Raw genomic sequence first — 15,391 nt, 5'->3', positions numbered from 1 at the left:
TTTCACCATGACGAGAACACACTGGCGTGCGAGAGGGCCCGCGCCGGTGTGAACAAAAGCATGTCGGATAATCTGTTGCATGGTGTCTGGCTCTTTGCCGGCGGTGCCGATGGCACGTTCAGGCCGGGTTATGGGTTTCGGTACGGTTAACAGTGTATCGGGTGCAGGGCGGTTTGCAAGGGCGAAAGCGCTTCGGCAAACCCGTACAGACCGGGTTGTGAAAAGCCGAGATAATAGTATTTGTCACGTGTTTTTACGTTGTGCAATCCAGGGTGTCTGTGACCTCTTTTTCCGGACATCCCATGGATCTCTCCTTTCGACGCAGCCTGCGTTTTTTTTGGCCCGCAGGAAATTCCGTTCACATGTTTTGGTTGAGATGGTTCTGATTGCCGGTCAGGCCTGGCGACTGTGGCCGGGGGGTGAGTCCAGACGGTCCGCGTTCAGATTGATCTGCTGCCAGGTGTGGTGCAGGATCAGTGCGTCATTGGCGGCGCGATGCACGGGTAACCCCAGTTCGCGAATCACCTCCTGACGCAGGGCGGACCAGTGACGGACCTGAACCGGGTTCAGCAGCATGGAAATGGACTCAAGCTGGAACGTTGGCACAATACCGGACACCCGGAACAATCGGTGCAGCCAGAAGCTGTCAAAAGTCCAGGCGTCACAGAACACCTGATCCGGTAGCAGTTCATTCAATTGCCGGGCCACGTCGGAAATGTGGGTGCCTTCGGTTTCGAGCGTGCTGCGGTCGATGCCGTGAATCTGCTCGGCGCTGTCTGACCAGTCCTGCCAGAGCACGTGGGGGCGGATCAACCAGCTGTGCAGCTGTCCGTCAGGCAGGCAGATACCTACCTCGATCGGGTAACTGGCAATGAGATCAAGGCTGGAGGCCTCGAAATCAATGAAGGCTGGATTGAGGTCAGAATTCATTCGTCCCGGTTTTTATTGATGTATCGAACGCCAAGTTTACCCGCCCCGCTGTCCCGACGCGAACCCATCGTGTGATTCCACTGTTACAATATGCTCATCGAATATAAAAACCCGATGACAACGAGACGCTTGCCGGGTGCCTTTCTGAAAAAATGGGAAATATGGAAAAGCCGATGTCTGAAACCGTAGTTGTTATCTATTCCGGGGGAATGGACTCGTTCACGCTGTTGCACCTTGCCCGTGCCCGTGGCTATCAGGTTCACGCCCTGTCATTTGACTACGGCCAGCGTCACGTCCGTGAGCTTGAGTGCGCCCGCGACGTCTGTGCGCAGGCGAACATCCCCCATCAGGTGCTGGACATCCGGACGTTAAACACGGTGATGGCCGGGTCGGCCCTGACCTCGGAGGTGGACGTACCGGAAGGCCACTACGCCGAGGATTCCATGAAGGCGACGGTGGTGCCCAACCGTAATATGATTCTGTTGTCGCTGGCCACCGGTTACGCGGTCACCACCGGTGCCAATGCGGTCTGGTACGGCGCCCACGGCGGCGACCACGCCATCTATCCCGATTGCCGGCCGGAATTTGTTGAGAAAATGGATGCGGTCTGCCGTGTCGCCAATTATCAGCCGGTGGCGATCGAGGCACCGTTCATGGCCATGGACAAGTCGGCCATCCTCGCCGAGGGCCTCAAGCTGAACCTGGATTACAGCCAGACCTGGACCTGCTACAACGGCCGTGAACGGGCCTGTGGCCTTTGCGGCTCCTGCGTGGAACGGCAAGAGGCTTTCGCGGCCCATGGCCTGACCGATCCACTGCCCTACGAGGAGTGCGGTTGATGTACCGGGTCAAGGAGGCGTTCTACACCCTGCAGGGCGAAGGTGCACAGGCTGGCCGGGCCGCCGTGTTCTGCCGCTTCAGCAAGTGCAATCTGTGGACCGGGCGGGAAAAGGACCGGGCGCAGGCGGTGTGTGATTTCTGCGACACCGACTTTGTTGGTACCGATGGCCAGAATGGTGGGCGCTTTGAGACTGCCGATGCGCTGGCGGACCATATCCGGAGTCTCTGGCCGGATGCGCCCGGGCGCCCTTACGTGGTGTGCACTGGGGGTGAGCCGCTGTTACAGCTGGACGAGCCGCTGATCGATGCGTTTCATAGCCGCGGTTTTGAAGTGGGGGTGGAGACCAACGGAACCTTGCCGGCCCCCCGGGGCATCGACTGGCTGTGCGTCAGCCCGAAGGCCGATGCACCGGTGGTGATCGAGCGCTGTGATGAGCTGAAGCTGGTCTATCCCCAGCCCAAGGCGATGCCGGAGCGTTTTCAGAATCTCTGCGCCAGCCATTATTTCCTGTCGCCAATGGCCTCGCCGTCGGCTCCTGAGAGCGGTTCGGACGCGGTGAAGCAGAGCAATACCCGTAAGGCGACGAACTACTGCCTGGCCAATCCGCGCTGGCGGCTGACCCTGCAAATGCACAAAATCATCGGCATCGACTGAGCTGTCTCGAGTCTCTGCCTTCGCCTCAGGCGCTCGCGCGCACGGAATGCAGCCGGGATTTCAGCGCGGGTTGCAGCGACTGGCTGCGATAATGGCTCGGGCTGGTACCGGTCCAACGTTTGAACGCCCGGGTGAAGTTGGCGGCGTCGGCGTAACCCAGCGCGTCGGCAATCTGGCTCAGGTTCATGCCGGTATTTTTCAGCAATTCCCCTGCCCGTTGCAGTCTCACGTGGTCCACCAGATTCTGGAAACTGGCGCTCTCTTCCTGCAGACGCCGTTTCAGCGTGCGTTCAGAAACAAACAGGGTAGCGGCCACCCGTGCCAGTTTGGGCGGGAACGGGTGGCTGGTCTCGATCACCCGGCGCACCCGGCAGGCAAAGCCGGCGTCTTCGGTCAGCTGTTTCAGCGCTTCTTCGCATTTTGCCCGTGACGAGGCGGCCAGTTGGGCATCGCTGAAGCGAACGGGAAGTGACAGTTGGGTCCGCGGAATGACCAGTGCATCTTCCGCGGAGTCATAGCGCACCGGAATTGGAATGTGCTGGCGGAAACGCTGAAAGTAGGCCGGTTCAGCGCCGCGCCGAAGTATGGCGGAGCCGGGCACCGGTGTGCCGGTCAGCTGCGCCCCCATGGACACGCAGCCGAACAGCATGGCATCCATGATGAAGCCCTGCAGGGGCCCGAGATCCACGCCGCAGGCGACATTGAACAGTAAGTTGTCGCCCTCTTGCCGCCGGCTGACTTTCAGGTGCGGGGCACGAAGGGTGAGGTAGCGGGTCATCAGTTCCAGCGCTTCGTCCAGCGAACGGCTGCTCATCACCGCGGTGCCGAGGGCGCCGTGCAGAGGCAGTTTCAATTCCCTGGCCAGCATGACGCCGAGCCCCGGTTCGCCACTTTCAATGATGGCGCGGGTCACAAATTCGCTGGCCTGGGCCTGGCTGACGCGCAGGTCGGTGGATTTCAGGCGAGCCGGATCAAGACCCACCCGCAGCAGCAGTGCCCGCTCGTCCACCCCAATGGTGTTCAGCAGTTCCGCCAGCAAATGCAGGTATATGGCCGGCATGCCCAGATCTTGAACGGTCGATACTGAGGCGCGCATGGTTTTTCCTCGTTATATTCTGTTCTTGTTATGTAAGGGAGTCACTTCTTGACCAGATTATGACCGCTCCCGCGGTCTGGCCCCATGACTTCGCTGACGGGTCAAGAGGCCATGGGGGCCAATCACTGCTGATGACGTTGAATAAAACCGGCGAGAGTGGCCGCCGAACGGCCGGGGTTTTCCAGCATCGGCAGGTGGCCAACGCCGCGGAATACGTGAATGTCGGCGTCTGGCGTGGCGGTGCGGAACCAGTCAACACAACGGGTGGGCGTGATCACGTCGCGGTCGCCCCACTGCACCTGCAGCGGTGGTGTGCTGTCACCGAGATAACGGGCGGGCGCCAGCGCATCCGCCACCATGTCATCGAATATGTGGCGCAGGGCCTGACTACGCTGCAGCAGATCCGGACCCAGCAGGCCGGTCATCGCCAGCCCCATGACCGTGGGCTTGCCATTGCCGACGCTGTTGAACATCCGGTACACGCCAGACCAGTCACGGGGAATCAGAATGTCGTCGCGGTCGGACTCGAACGGTGCATCGATATCCACACCATCATGCTCTGGAATCCCGGCACTGTTCAGCAGGGTGACCGAGCGCGGTGCCGGCTCCATGCGATGGGCGAGTACCGCCGCGATGGCACCGCCCATGGAACTGCCGGCCAGGTGGATGTTGTCTGTGGGGAAGGTGTCGAGCCAATCCCGCAGCCGCAGGGCCTGCGCCTCGTAACGATAGCTGGCGCCGGGATGATACTCGCTCTCACCGAGGCCGGGAACGTCAGGCACCAGGAGGTGCCAGTGGCGGGGCAGCTTCTGCAACCAGAAAGCCCAGTTCTCTTTCATGGCGGCAAAGCCATGAATCAGCACCACGGTGGGAGTCGACGACGACGGTTTGCCCCGCTCCAGGTACACCATGCGATGGCCGTCGATCTGTACTTCCTTTCTTTTCGCCTGCACTAACCAGCGCTGTCCAGTTCGTGCCAGGGGCCATAAATTCGGGGTGGGTACCTTCATGGGATGTGTCCGCAGTCATAGAGTGGTACCAGTGTACCGTTATGCCGAACGTGGGCGATGGCTTTGCCGCCAGCGAATGGCGGCATCCGAGCAACAGATCGAGGGCGGTCAGAGTGCGAAATCGATGATCAGCGGGTTGTGGTCAGAGGCACGCCAGGGCTCGGAAGCGGTGGTTCGTTGGCGGTAGTCCAGCGCGGCGGGTTCCTCTGCGTTGATCGCCCATGCCTGGGCATGAACGACCCGCGGCACAAGGGTGTCTGATGCCAGCGCATAATCCAGGCTGCCCTTTCGTCCTTTATAGCGGAAGGTGGTCTGGGGGCAGTGGTCAGCCGAGCAGGGATAAAACCGGTGAATCAGGCTGCGGAAGCCAGCCTCCCGCAGCACGTCGACCGGGGCTTCCCGGGCGTAGCTGTTGAGGTCGCCGGTAATCAACGTGCCGGCTACCGTGCTGGTGTCGGAAAACGAGCGGGCCCAGTCGACGAGTGCGCGCGCCGCGCGCTCGCGGCTGTGGCTGAAGCAGCCTTGCCCATCCTGTTGGTCGCGATCCGGTCCGATGGCGCCACGGCAGGCTTTGGACTTCAGATGCGGCACGATGATTCTCACGCCCTGAGGGCGATCCAGTGGTCGCAGAATCTGGGCCAGAGGTGGTCGTCCCTGCCGTGCGAAGACGCTGGAGGTCAGCCGTGATGGGGCGCCGACCGTTGCCACCCGGTCACGCCGATAGAGCAGTGCCGTGCGGATGGCATCGTTGCCGGCGGATTCGCCTCCGCGCACATGGCGCCACTCCGGCCCCAGGGCGCGTGCCAGGCTGGCGACGGCGCTGTGCTCGCCGTCGCCATCATTCTCCACTTCGGCCACAGCAATGACGTCAGGGTCCGGCGCGCTCAGGGCGGCAACCAGCCGGCGGGTCTGGCGCTGGAACTGGGCGACCGTGGCGGCGCCTCTGGCGGTCGGGAAGTCGCCGCCACGGCCATCGCCATTGAAATAGTTTTCAAGGTTGAGGGTGATCACCCGCAAGGTGACGTCAGGATCACGGGAAGGCACCGTCGGGCGAGGGTGCGTGCTGTGGAATTCCGGGGTGACCGCGGGTTGCAGTCGCCAGGCACCGAAACGGAAATCAAGAACACCCTCCAGTCCGCTCACGGTGTCGCCGGTTCTGACGGTGTTGGCCATCGACAGGGCCGGGGCGGGCCAGGGCACTGGAACGGGATGACGTACACCGTGGTTGTCATCCAGTACCAGGCGCTGTTGCTGTTGCTGCTGCTCCAGCCGATAAGCCTCAGGGCCGGGTGGCAGAACCTCGGTAGGCACGGGCTGGGGCGCCGCCGCGAGCGTCAGCTCGCCATAGCGGGCCAGGTGATAGCTGTCGATGACGGTCAGGGGCTGAAGGATCCGTACACGCATGTTTTCGAGCGCTTCGGGAGATGACGGTCCGTCCGGCCACGGCAGCTCCACCGATACCGGTTCGGGCAGCCGGGATGGACCGCAGTCCTGCAGGTAGTCGACATCGGTTAGCTCGGTGAGGCTGTGGAACTCCTTGACCCGTCCGCGTACCCGGATCCGATGTCCGGGTTGGCCGGCACGGTGACCGGTATGGATGAACAGGGCCTCGGAAGTTAATGGGTTGTTGTCGGTATCGCCGTCGGCCTGTTGCAGATAAAACCCGCGAAACCCGCCCTTGTGGCGTGAATCGAGCGTGAGTATGCCCTCGACAGTCACCTGCTCACCCGCCAGATGGGAGCGGTCGCCACTGCCCTGGACCTGGTGGATAGCGGTGGCCGGCGCGCCGCAGTCGTCAGCCATCGTGCTGGCCGGGATTGTCATCCCGGCCAGCACGATGGCGACGATTACAGGGGTCAGTGGTGGGGTGTTATTGATCACTCGCTGAGTCTAGCAAAATCCCGCAACGGCTTTTACCGATTTCTGGAGGTGGGGATTGCTGAGCTGCACCTGTTCCGGGTTGGCCAGTTCCAGCTGCTGAACCAGCGGGTCCGGGTGGGGGGTGTCGACGGCGATACCGAGTCGGGACAGCAGGTATGGCGCCAACGCAGCCCGGGTCCGGATTTCAAGCCGGTGGTCTGTCATGCCGTAATCGGTGGCGATGATGTCCCGGCATTCACGGCTCAGCCGGCTGTCCGGGGTCAGCACCAGCGTCACTTCCTGATTCCAGTCGTCGTCCAGGTGAACGCTGTGGCGGGCGCGCTGACGCACCGCCTCCGGTTTGCCGCGGAATCGGCTCAGGGCAAAATCGCTGAAGGTGCCGGTGGTGTCACACCAGGCACGCAGGTGCCAGTTGCGGCCCACGCACACCAGTGTATGCGGTTCCAGCACCCGTTGGGTGGTGGCCGGTTGTGCCAGCGATGCGTAACCGGTACGCAATTGTCGGCCGTGGCGTGTGGCGGTGACCACCGCCCGCATCACATCCGGTTCCACCACGCGGTGTGGCCCCTGCACAACGGTGCTGTCGGGCAGGCTGATGTTCAGTGACTCGAACGTATCGCTCAGGTGTTTCTGGCGGGCAAGCAGATCCAGATACTCGCTTGCCTGACCGCGGGTCACCACGGGGCGGAAGTTGGTTGCCGGCACATAGCCTTTCAGGTGCCGGTTGTACACCAGGTTGTCGGGCGCAAGCTCCCGCAGATAGGTGTTGATGTCCTTGGAGGCTTGCTGCCGACCGATGCCAAAACTGTGGCAAATGTGGTTGGTTGTCAGCCGGCCTTCCCACAGGGCAATAATTTCGATCAGGCGGTAGCGAAGCAACAGATCCCACCGGATGGGCCAGTCCGTCTTTTTCATAACAGGCGCTCACGGGTTTAATGAATAACTTCAATAATGTTAACCGCTCCTTCCGGACCCGTCTGTTACGTCACCTTAATGTGAAAAACTGTTAAATCCGGTCATGCCGGGCGCGCCAGCGCGATGACACGACGCGATTTTCAGTCCCGCGAACGACTGCGGGAAGTGCGTAGTGGTGTGCTCCGCAAAGGGCTGATTTAATGCGCGGTCGGCAAACTCCGGCTCCTGCTGCTATGTTTTGTCAAAACCCATTTTGTCCCAATTATTGAACCCTTTCAGTTCAAGTCCGGAGCCCAGCAATGACCCGCATGGTCACATCCCTTTCTGCGTTAATTCTTAGTATTGTTTTGCTGGTCAGTGGCAACGCGTTCCTGATGACCCTGCTGGGGATCCGCCTGAGCATTGAGTCTGTGCCACCGGATGTCATCGGTTGGGTGCTGGTGTGCTACTCCATCGGTTTCGTGCTGGGTACCCTGTACGTGCAGAAAATTATTACCCGGGTCGGGCATATTCGCGCCTTTGCGGTCTTTGCTGCGGTTGCTGCGGTCGCGTCGCTGATGTATCCGATGGCGGTGTCGATGGTCTTCTGGGCGTTTTTACGGGCAGTGTCCGGTTTCAGTATCGCCGGCGTGCTGGTGGTGATCGAAAGCTGGTTCAGCAGTCGCGCCACCAATGCCAACCGGGGGGCGCTGTTTGCGGTGTACCAGATCGTATTCTACCTGTCGGCCGCCGGCGGACAGCTGGTGGTCAATATCGGTGATCCGTCCAATTTCATGCCGTTTTCCATTGCCGCCATGCTGCTGGTGCTGGCACTGATCCCCCTGTCGCTCACCCGGATGGAGGCACCGCTGATAGAGCAGGCGGAACGCCTGTCGTTTTTCACGCTGGCGCGGGAGTCGTTCACCGGCGTATCCGGCGCGTTGATCTGTGGTGTTCTGATCGGCTCCTTCTACGCCCTCGGCCCGGTCTACGCCACTATGGTCGGCCTCGACGTGGCCCGCACGTCCACGTTTATGGCCAGCGCCATTGTCGCGGCCATGATCGTGGCCTGGCCCCTTGGCCGCCTGTGCGACCGCTTTGACCGAAGGCGGGTGATGTTCTGGATTGCCCTCGCCGCGGCTACGTCTGCTGGCCTGGTGGGTGTGCTCGGGGCCGAGACGCTGTGGCTGTTGACCATTCTGGTGGGGTTGTTCACCGGACTCTCGGCTGCGCTTTATCCGGTGGCGGTGGCCATTACCAACGATCGCATGGAGAGCAATCGCATCGTTGCTGCCAGTGCCACGCTGTTACTGAGTTACGGCATCGGCAGTGTGATTGGTCCGATCGTAATGGCCGAGCTGGTCAGCCAGTTGGGCCCCCGTGGACTGTTCCTCGGCAACGCCGGGTTTCTGGTATTGCTGGCGGTGATCACCAGTTATCGCATCAGCCACACCGACGATGTCGCGGTCGAAGATCAGGAGCACTTCGTGCCGACCATGCCCGAATCGTCTGCGGTGCTGACGGAAATGGACCCCCGCAACGAATCATTCCACGAGTCGCCGGAAGTCGTGGAGATGCACGAGGAAGAATTGCGTCAAGCCGGCTGATTCCGCCAACCCCAGTGCCGACGGGCCTTGCTGGCCCGTCGCGCGTCCGCCTCTCGGTTTTCCCCCATGTTGTTTCTGTATCCAAATCTGTTTTTATCTCAATGGTTAGCTTACTATTGGTAACTTTATCAGTTGATTAGTCGTTTACCGGAGTCCCGATCATGAGAGATCAGTTTCCCTTTGCCGTTGCCCGGGTGACCCGTCGCTGGCGCAAGCTGCTGGACGACCGCCTGAAGGATCTGGGTGTCACCCAGGCCCGCTGGACCACCATGGTCTACCTGCAGCAGGGCGGAGAGGGTCTGACCCAGCGCGAGCTGGCCAGCCTGATGGCCATCGAGAACCCCACCCTGGTGCGCTTGCTGGACAGTCTTGAGCAGCAGAACCTGATTGAGCGACGGCCCTGCCCCAATGACCGCCGGGCGCGCCGGCTGCACCTGACCGACAATGGCCGGGCATTCATGGACGACCTCACCGAACGCGCCGCGAAACTGCGGGAAGAAATGCTCGACGGCATCAGTGACGAAGACATCGGAAGTGCCATCACGGTTTTCCACAAGATCATGGAAAACGCCGAAAAGCAGAAGTAATCCGTCCCCGAAGGAGCCTTTGCCCTGAGCGACAACACGGTTGAAGGGTTGCGTGCCCGGTATGGCGAACGCTGGCGCTGGCTGGCGGTGTTCACCGTGATGCTGGGCACCATGGCCACGGTACTGAGCGCCACGGTGGTGAACGTCGCCCTGCATGACATCATGCTGGAATTCGGCATCCGTCAGGGCCAGGTGCACTGGCTGGCCACCGGATTCATCGCCGCCATGACCACCACCATGCTCGCCTCCAGCTGGCTGCTGGACCATTTTGGCGTGCGCAAGACCCTCGGTGTGGCCATGGCGCTGTTCAGCGCCATTTCCATTGCCGGTGGCTTTGCCACCTCGCCGGAACAACTGATCGTCGCCCGCATCGGTCAGGGCGCCATGGCCGGTCTGATGCAGCCCATGGGTATGTATCTGCTGTTCCGCGTATTCCCGCGGGAGCGACGCGGCCACGCCATGGGGATCTATGGCATGGGGGTCATTCTGGCCCCTGCTCTGGGCCCGGTACTGGGTGGTTTTCTGGTGGACCAGCTGGACTGGCGTTACGTGATGTTTGCGCCGGCCCCGGTGACCCTGATCGGGGTACTGATGGCCTGGCGGTTTCTGCCACTGCCGGTGTCTCGCCCGGCTCCCTACCGTTTTGATCTGCCCGGGCTCATCCTGCTGGGGACCACCATCGGGCTGGCACTGGACGCCCTTAATCGTCTGCAGATGGTCGCCGGCCAGGGCGCACTGATTGCCCTCGAGGCAGCGGCGGCCGCTCTGGCGCTGGGGCTGTTCGTGGTCCGTGAGCGCAAGGCCCGGCACCCCCTGGTCAACGTCGGGCTGCTGCGCAAGCCGGCGTTTCTGTTTGCCAATCTCGGGGCCATGGCGCTCGGGCTGGCGCTGTTCGGGTCGACCTACCTGGTGCCGCTGTTCGTGCAGACCGCGCTGGGTTTCTCTGCCACCGAGGCGGGGCTGCTGATGTTGCCGGCGGGAATCGTGTTGGGCATCACCTTTCCCCTCGCCGGTCGTCTGGCGGACCGCAAAAGCGCGCGTTCCCTGGTGGTGTTCGGTATCGCGGTGTTTGCCCTGTCGGCGGTGTTGTTTGCCCTGTCGGACCTGGAGCTGGCGTTCGGTTGGCTGGCCCTGTGGACGGTGATCGGCCGGGTGGGTATCGGCTTTATGTTACCAGCGCTCTCCACCGGCGCGCTGAATCCGCTGAAGCCCGAGGAGCTGGGGGCCGGCTCCAGTACCATCAATTTTACCCGGCAACTGGGGGGGGCTTTCGGCGTCAACCTGGTGGCCCTGACCATCGAGTTCGGCGAACACAGTGGCGGTGAGCCCACCATCACGGCATTTCACGCTGCCTGGTGGCTGGTGGCGGTGTTTGTGGCCATGGCGGCGATACCGGTCTGGAAAATGCGGGCCTAGTTGCCCGTGATCCTGCAATCCATTATTATGGCCGCTCTCTTCAGGGGAGTAGCCTCTGTTCCGGACAGCTGTGTTCCGGGCAGATGGTAGTCAACATACTTGGAGCTCAATCTCCATGGCTACCATGTTTCACCGCAACAAGGGTGAAATTGGCAAGACCTGAGGCAGTGTCACCTCCAGAGGGCGGAAGGTGGGCTGTCTCATGTCTGAACATCCGCCCCGGAGCTTTTCATGGACGCATTTCTCGCTTCAACGGTTGCCGTCGCGATTGCCGAAATCGGTGACAAGACCCAGCTGCTGTCTCTCTTTCTGGTTGCCCGTTACGCGCAGCGGCTCCCCATCATTCTGGGTATTTTTGTCGCCACCCTTCTCAACCATGCGCTGTCGGCACTGCTGGGCGCCTGGGTCGCTGAGTGGATACCTGCGGCGTGGTTGCCCTGGATTCTGGCTGTCAGTTTCGTGGCCATTGCGTTGTGGCTGCTGATTCCCGATAAGGACGACAGCGAAAACTCCCGTTTTCTGGGTATGGGCGCGTTCATGGCCACCACCGTGATGTTCTTTGTGGCGGAAATCGGTGACAAGACCCAGGTGGCTACTGTGGTGCTGGCTGCAAGGTATACCGAAACGTTCTGGGTTATCATGGGCACAACCGTCGGGATGCTCCTGGCCAACATACCGGTTATCATGGCCGGCAGATGGCTGATGGATCGCCTGCCGCTGGCAACAGCGCGCGTTGGCGCCAGTATGTTGTTCGTGGTTCTGGCGATTGTGACCGTATGGGCGGCACTGCGGTGAAGCAGGGTGCCGATCAATCGAATTTGTTGGGTGGAAGACACGCTATGTGGTTTAAACGACTCCTGGTGCTGGTAACCGTCGGGCTGGTGCTTTCCGGGGGTGCGGCCTATGGGGCCGAGCAGGATAAGACCCGCATCATCGACGCGGACGCCGAGCCCGACCGCGAGCCGCGGGTACCCACCTTCGCCATCAACGAAGATCTGGCGGGGCGACTCGGTGTGATGACCACCCGCTATGAAGACACCTTTGCGGCCATCGGAAACGACATCAGCCTGGGGTATCTGGAGCTGGTCAAGGCCAACCCCGGCATTGATCCATGGCTGCCAGGCGACGGCACCCGCATTACCCTGCCCCGCCAATACGTTTTGCCGGATGTGGAACGTAAGGGCATCGTGATCAATCTGGCGGAATACCGCCTGTATTACTTCACTGACGAGGGTGTGCAGGTCTACCCCGTGGGTGTGGGTACCGACGACAACCCGTCGCCGCTCACGGACGCCGAAGTCACCATGCCGCTGGAGTCGCCGGCCTGGTATCCTCCCGCCAGCATCCGTGCCGAGTACGAAGCCTCCGGTGACTACCTGCCGCGCATGATCCCGCCCGGTCCGGACAACCCGTTAGGCACGCACGCGCTGATGCTGAGTGAAAAGGGCTATCTGATTCACGGCACCAACAAGCTGTTCGGGGTGGGCATGCAGGTCAGCCACGGCTGTTTCCGCATGTACAACGAAGACATCTCGCGGTTTGTCTATCAGGTCAGCAAAGGCACACCGGTGCGGGTGATCAAGGAGCCGGTCAAAATCGGCACATCCGGTGGCGAGGTCTGGCTGGAAGTGCATCGCCCTCACGAGGACTACAGCGACAAGGATCGCGAGTGGTTGTGGCAGGAGGTCAATAAAACCGTTGATGCTTTCGTTCAGCGCCGTCCCGACGTGGAAATCCAGCGCAGCGCGATCGAGCTGGCCGTCGACCAGGCCGACGGCCTGCCCACAATGGTCGGCGAGCGGGTGCGCCAGGTGGCCGCGGAAGAGCCCGGGCGTGACAAGCCGGCACCGGCCGCCACCGACGAGGACGAGGACAAGCAACAACTCTGGTTCTGAACCCACCCGGCAGCGCACGCTCTGCCCCGGGACCGAACGTACGCTCTTCTGCGTGAGTGTGGCGATTTGTAACCCGGATCCGGATTGCCCACTATACTGACAGTGGGGGTCACCCGTCGGGTGGCCCATTCGCTATTCATTACCCTGTGCGGGGAGTCACGATGGGCGCGAATCATCCGGGAAAAACGACCGTCTCCAAACACTTCTCCAAACCCTTCGCCCGTTCACTGACGGTGTTTCTTGTGGGTGCTGTGCTGGCGCTGGCCTCCCTCGCCCATTCCGTTTATGCCCAGCAAAAAGAGGGCGGCACGGCACTGGTTCTGTCGGTGGAAGGTGCCATCGGGCCGGCAACCATGGACTACCTGGTGCGTGGCTTCCAGCGGGCCGAATCGGAAGACGCCGCTCTGGTCATCATTGAGATGGATACCCCCGGCGGGCTGATGGACTCCATGCGCGGCATAATCAAGGAAATTCTGGCCTCAACGGTGCCAGTGGTGACCTACGTGTCGCCGGAAGGCGCGCGCGCCGCCAGCGCCGGTACTTATATTCTTTACGCCAGCCACATTGCCGCCATGGCCCCGGCGACCAATCTCGGGTCCGCTACGCCGGTGCAGATGGGTGGCATGCCCGGCATGGACGAGGCGCCGGAGGATCCGCCGCAATCCGTCCCCGAAGACACGACAACTGAAGGATCCCGGAAACAGCCAGAAGGCGAGGCCACCGACCGCAAACGGCGCGGCGAGACTGCCATGGAGCGCAAGGTGCTGGAAGACGCGGTCAGTTACATCCGCGGTCTGGCACAGCGCCACGGCCGCAACGCCGATTGGGCCGAAGAGGCGGTGCGTGAAGCGGTCAATCTGGGTGCTGAGGAAGCACAGGATAAACAGGTGGTTGATGTAGTGGCGGCTAACCTCTCTGACCTGTTGGCCCAGATTGATGGCCGCACCGTGCGGATGGCCGACGGCGAGCGCACCTTGCAGACCGCCGGCCTGAAGCTGGTGCGGGCCGACCCGGACTGGCGTACCCGCCTGCTGTCGGTGATCACCGATCCTAATGTGGCCTATTTCCTGATGATCATCGGCTTTTACGGCATCATCTTTGAGCTGTCCAACCCCGGCGCCATCTTCCCCGGAGTGATCGGCGCCATCAGTCTCATTCTTGCCCTGTTCGCGTTCCAGGTGCTGTCGGTGAACTATGCCGGGCTGGCGCTCATATTGCTCGGCCTGGCCTTCATTGTCGGGGAGGCCTTCATGCCCAGTTTCGGGATATTGGGCATCGGGGGGATTATCGCTTTCATCACCGGGTCGGTGATCCTGATGGATGGCAGCCATCGCGATATTTCCCTGCCGATGGTCGGTGGCACCGCCGCCGTTGCCGGCGGGTTCATCCTGTGGACGGTGACCCGCTTCATCGGCCTGCGCAAACGGGATCCGGTCAGTGGCACGGAGCAGATGCCTCATGAGCAGGTGGTGGCGGTGGACGACTTCGCCCCGTTCGAGGACGGCTACCGTGGCCATGTGCGCATGAGCGGAGAACGCTGGAACTCGGTCAGTACCGAGCCGGTGAGGCAGGGTCAGCATGTGCGCGTCGTTGAAATTAACGGGTTGACGGTACGAGTGACCCTGACAGAGCCCGTCGGCTGACCGGAGACATTCACACAGAAAGAGCAACCAGCGAAGGAGACAGTATGTTCACAGGAGATCTGATTCCCTATCTCGCACCCATTGTGGTGCTGCTGCTGATCCTCGGGTCAGCCATCAAGATTCTGCCGGAATACGAGCGCGGCGTGGTGTTTTTTCTGGGTCGTTTCCAGGGCGTAAAGGGCCCCGGCCTGATCATCGTGATTCCCGGCATCCAGCAGATCGTCAGAGTGGACCTGCGGGTGATCACCCTGGATGTGCCGAGTCAGGACGTCATCTCCAAAGACAACGTGACGGTGCGGGTCAACGCCGTGTTGTATTTCCGCGTGGTGGATCCGGAGCGGGCGATCATCCGGGTGGAGGATTTCGGTGCCGCCACCAGTCAACTGGCGCAGACCACCCTGAGATCGGTACTGGGTAAGCACGATCTTGATGAAATGTTGTCAGAGCGAGACAAGCTCAATATCGATATCCAGGAAATCATCGATGCCCAGACCGAAGAGTGGGGTATCAAGGTCGCCAATGTCGAGATCAAGCACGTGGACCTGAACGAGTCGATGATAAGGGCCATTGCCCGTCAGGCTGAGGCCGAGCGCGAGCGTCGGGCGAAAGTCATTCATGCGGAGGGTGAACTGCAGGCATCGAAGAAGCTGGTGGAAGCCGCGGATGTGATGTCAACGAACTCCGGCGCCATGCAACTGCGCTATCTGCAAACGCTGGCCGATATGAGCAATAACAATTCGTCGACCATTGTGTTCCCGTTGCCCATGGAAATGTTGAAATCGTTCATGGAAAAACAGCGGCAGGGCCTGGACTCATCCGAACGTAAGGATGCGCCGGACTGACGGAAGCATTGCAGGCATAAAAAAGGTTCATCGCGGGTTAGCGTGAAAAAGTAGGAGACGGCGGTAAAACCGGTTAGTTTTGAGTTCGCCAAAAC

The 15,391-nt window shown here is 61.3% G+C and carries 14 protein-coding genes; 9 read left to right on the top strand and 5 right to left on the bottom strand.

What is annotated here, in order from left to right; translation table 11 throughout:
* Positions 1-393: 393 nt before the first annotated feature.
* Positions 394-930, bottom strand: coding sequence for a 3'-5' exonuclease (locus tag MLC70_RS03755; protein ID WP_248181741.1), 537 nt, complete (start codon positions 928-930; stop codon positions 394-396).
* Positions 931-1,103: 173 nt separating this feature from the next.
* Between MLC70_RS03755 and queC the strand changes: the two genes are divergently transcribed.
* Positions 1,104-1,769, top strand: coding sequence for a 7-cyano-7-deazaguanine synthase QueC (queC, locus tag MLC70_RS03750; protein ID WP_248181740.1), 666 nt, complete (start codon positions 1,104-1,106; stop codon positions 1,767-1,769).
* A complete protein-coding gene (queE, locus tag MLC70_RS03745) occupies positions 1,769-2,425 on the top strand; it encodes a 7-carboxy-7-deazaguanine synthase (RefSeq protein ID WP_248181739.1) in 657 nt (218 codons plus the stop codon). The genes queC and queE overlap by 1 nt, the downstream gene beginning before the upstream one ends.
* Before the next feature lie 25 nt (positions 2,426-2,450).
* Here queE and MLC70_RS03740 read toward each other — a convergent pair whose 3' ends face one another.
* The 4 genes from MLC70_RS03740 to MLC70_RS03725 all read right to left on the bottom strand — a co-directional run bounded on the left by MLC70_RS03740 (position 2,451) and on the right by MLC70_RS03725 (position 7,327).
* Positions 2,451-3,521 (bottom strand): AraC family transcriptional regulator, encoded by a 1,071-nt coding sequence (locus tag MLC70_RS03740; protein ID WP_248181738.1) that lies wholly within the window; start codon positions 3,519-3,521, stop codon positions 2,451-2,453.
* Between the two features lie 122 nt (positions 3,522-3,643).
* The gene (locus tag MLC70_RS03735; protein ID WP_248181737.1) at positions 3,644-4,531 is read right to left on the bottom strand and encodes an alpha/beta fold hydrolase; all 888 of its coding nucleotides are present in this window, start codon (positions 4,529-4,531) and stop codon (positions 3,644-3,646) included.
* 108 nt (positions 4,532-4,639) lie between these two features.
* Positions 4,640-6,412, bottom strand: a complete 1,773-nt coding sequence (locus tag MLC70_RS03730; RefSeq protein ID WP_248181736.1) for an ExeM/NucH family extracellular endonuclease — start codon at positions 6,410-6,412, stop codon at positions 4,640-4,642.
* Between the two features lie 9 nt (positions 6,413-6,421).
* Positions 6,422-7,327 carry a helix-turn-helix transcriptional regulator gene (locus MLC70_RS03725; RefSeq protein WP_248181735.1) on the bottom strand — a complete coding sequence of 302 codons (906 nt, stop codon included), beginning with the start codon at positions 7,325-7,327 and terminating at the stop codon, positions 6,422-6,424.
* Between the two features lie 299 nt (positions 7,328-7,626).
* On the opposite strand from MLC70_RS03725, the gene MLC70_RS03720 reads away from it, so the two are divergent.
* From MLC70_RS03720 to MLC70_RS03690, 7 genes are all read left to right on the top strand, one after another.
* Positions 7,627-8,913 carry an MFS transporter gene (locus tag MLC70_RS03720; RefSeq protein WP_248181734.1) on the top strand — a complete coding sequence of 429 codons (1,287 nt, stop codon included), beginning with the start codon at positions 7,627-7,629 and terminating at the stop codon, positions 8,911-8,913.
* A 161-nt stretch (positions 8,914-9,074) separates the two neighbouring features.
* On the top strand, positions 9,075-9,500 hold the full coding sequence (locus tag MLC70_RS03715) for a MarR family transcriptional regulator (RefSeq protein ID WP_248181733.1): 426 nt from the start codon (positions 9,075-9,077) through the stop codon (positions 9,498-9,500).
* 24 nt (positions 9,501-9,524) lie between these two features.
* Positions 9,525-10,916, top strand: a complete 1,392-nt coding sequence (locus MLC70_RS03710; protein WP_248181979.1) for an MDR family MFS transporter — start codon at positions 9,525-9,527, stop codon at positions 10,914-10,916.
* A 231-nt stretch (positions 10,917-11,147) separates the two neighbouring features.
* A complete protein-coding gene (locus tag MLC70_RS03705) occupies positions 11,148-11,711 on the top strand; it encodes a TMEM165/GDT1 family protein (protein ID WP_248181732.1) in 564 nt (187 codons plus the stop codon).
* Between the two features lie 44 nt (positions 11,712-11,755).
* Positions 11,756-12,811 (top strand): L,D-transpeptidase family protein, encoded by a 1,056-nt coding sequence (locus MLC70_RS03700; RefSeq protein WP_248181731.1) that lies wholly within the window; start codon positions 11,756-11,758, stop codon positions 12,809-12,811.
* 161 nt (positions 12,812-12,972) lie between these two features.
* Positions 12,973-14,454, top strand: coding sequence for an NfeD family protein (locus MLC70_RS03695; RefSeq protein ID WP_248181730.1), 1,482 nt, complete (start codon positions 12,973-12,975; stop codon positions 14,452-14,454).
* A gap of 44 nt (positions 14,455-14,498) precedes the next feature.
* Complete coding sequence (locus MLC70_RS03690; protein ID WP_248181729.1) at positions 14,499-15,296, top strand: slipin family protein; 798 nt, start codon at positions 14,499-14,501, stop codon at positions 15,294-15,296.
* The last annotated feature ends 95 nt before the right edge of the window (positions 15,297-15,391 follow it).

Source organism: Marinobacter goseongensis (assembly GCF_023156235.1).
Classification (GTDB): Bacteria; Pseudomonadota; Gammaproteobacteria; order Pseudomonadales; family Oleiphilaceae; genus Marinobacter; species Marinobacter goseongensis.
Note: the sequence above shows the minus strand (reverse complement) of the source record. Positions and strands in the feature narration are given on the sequence as shown.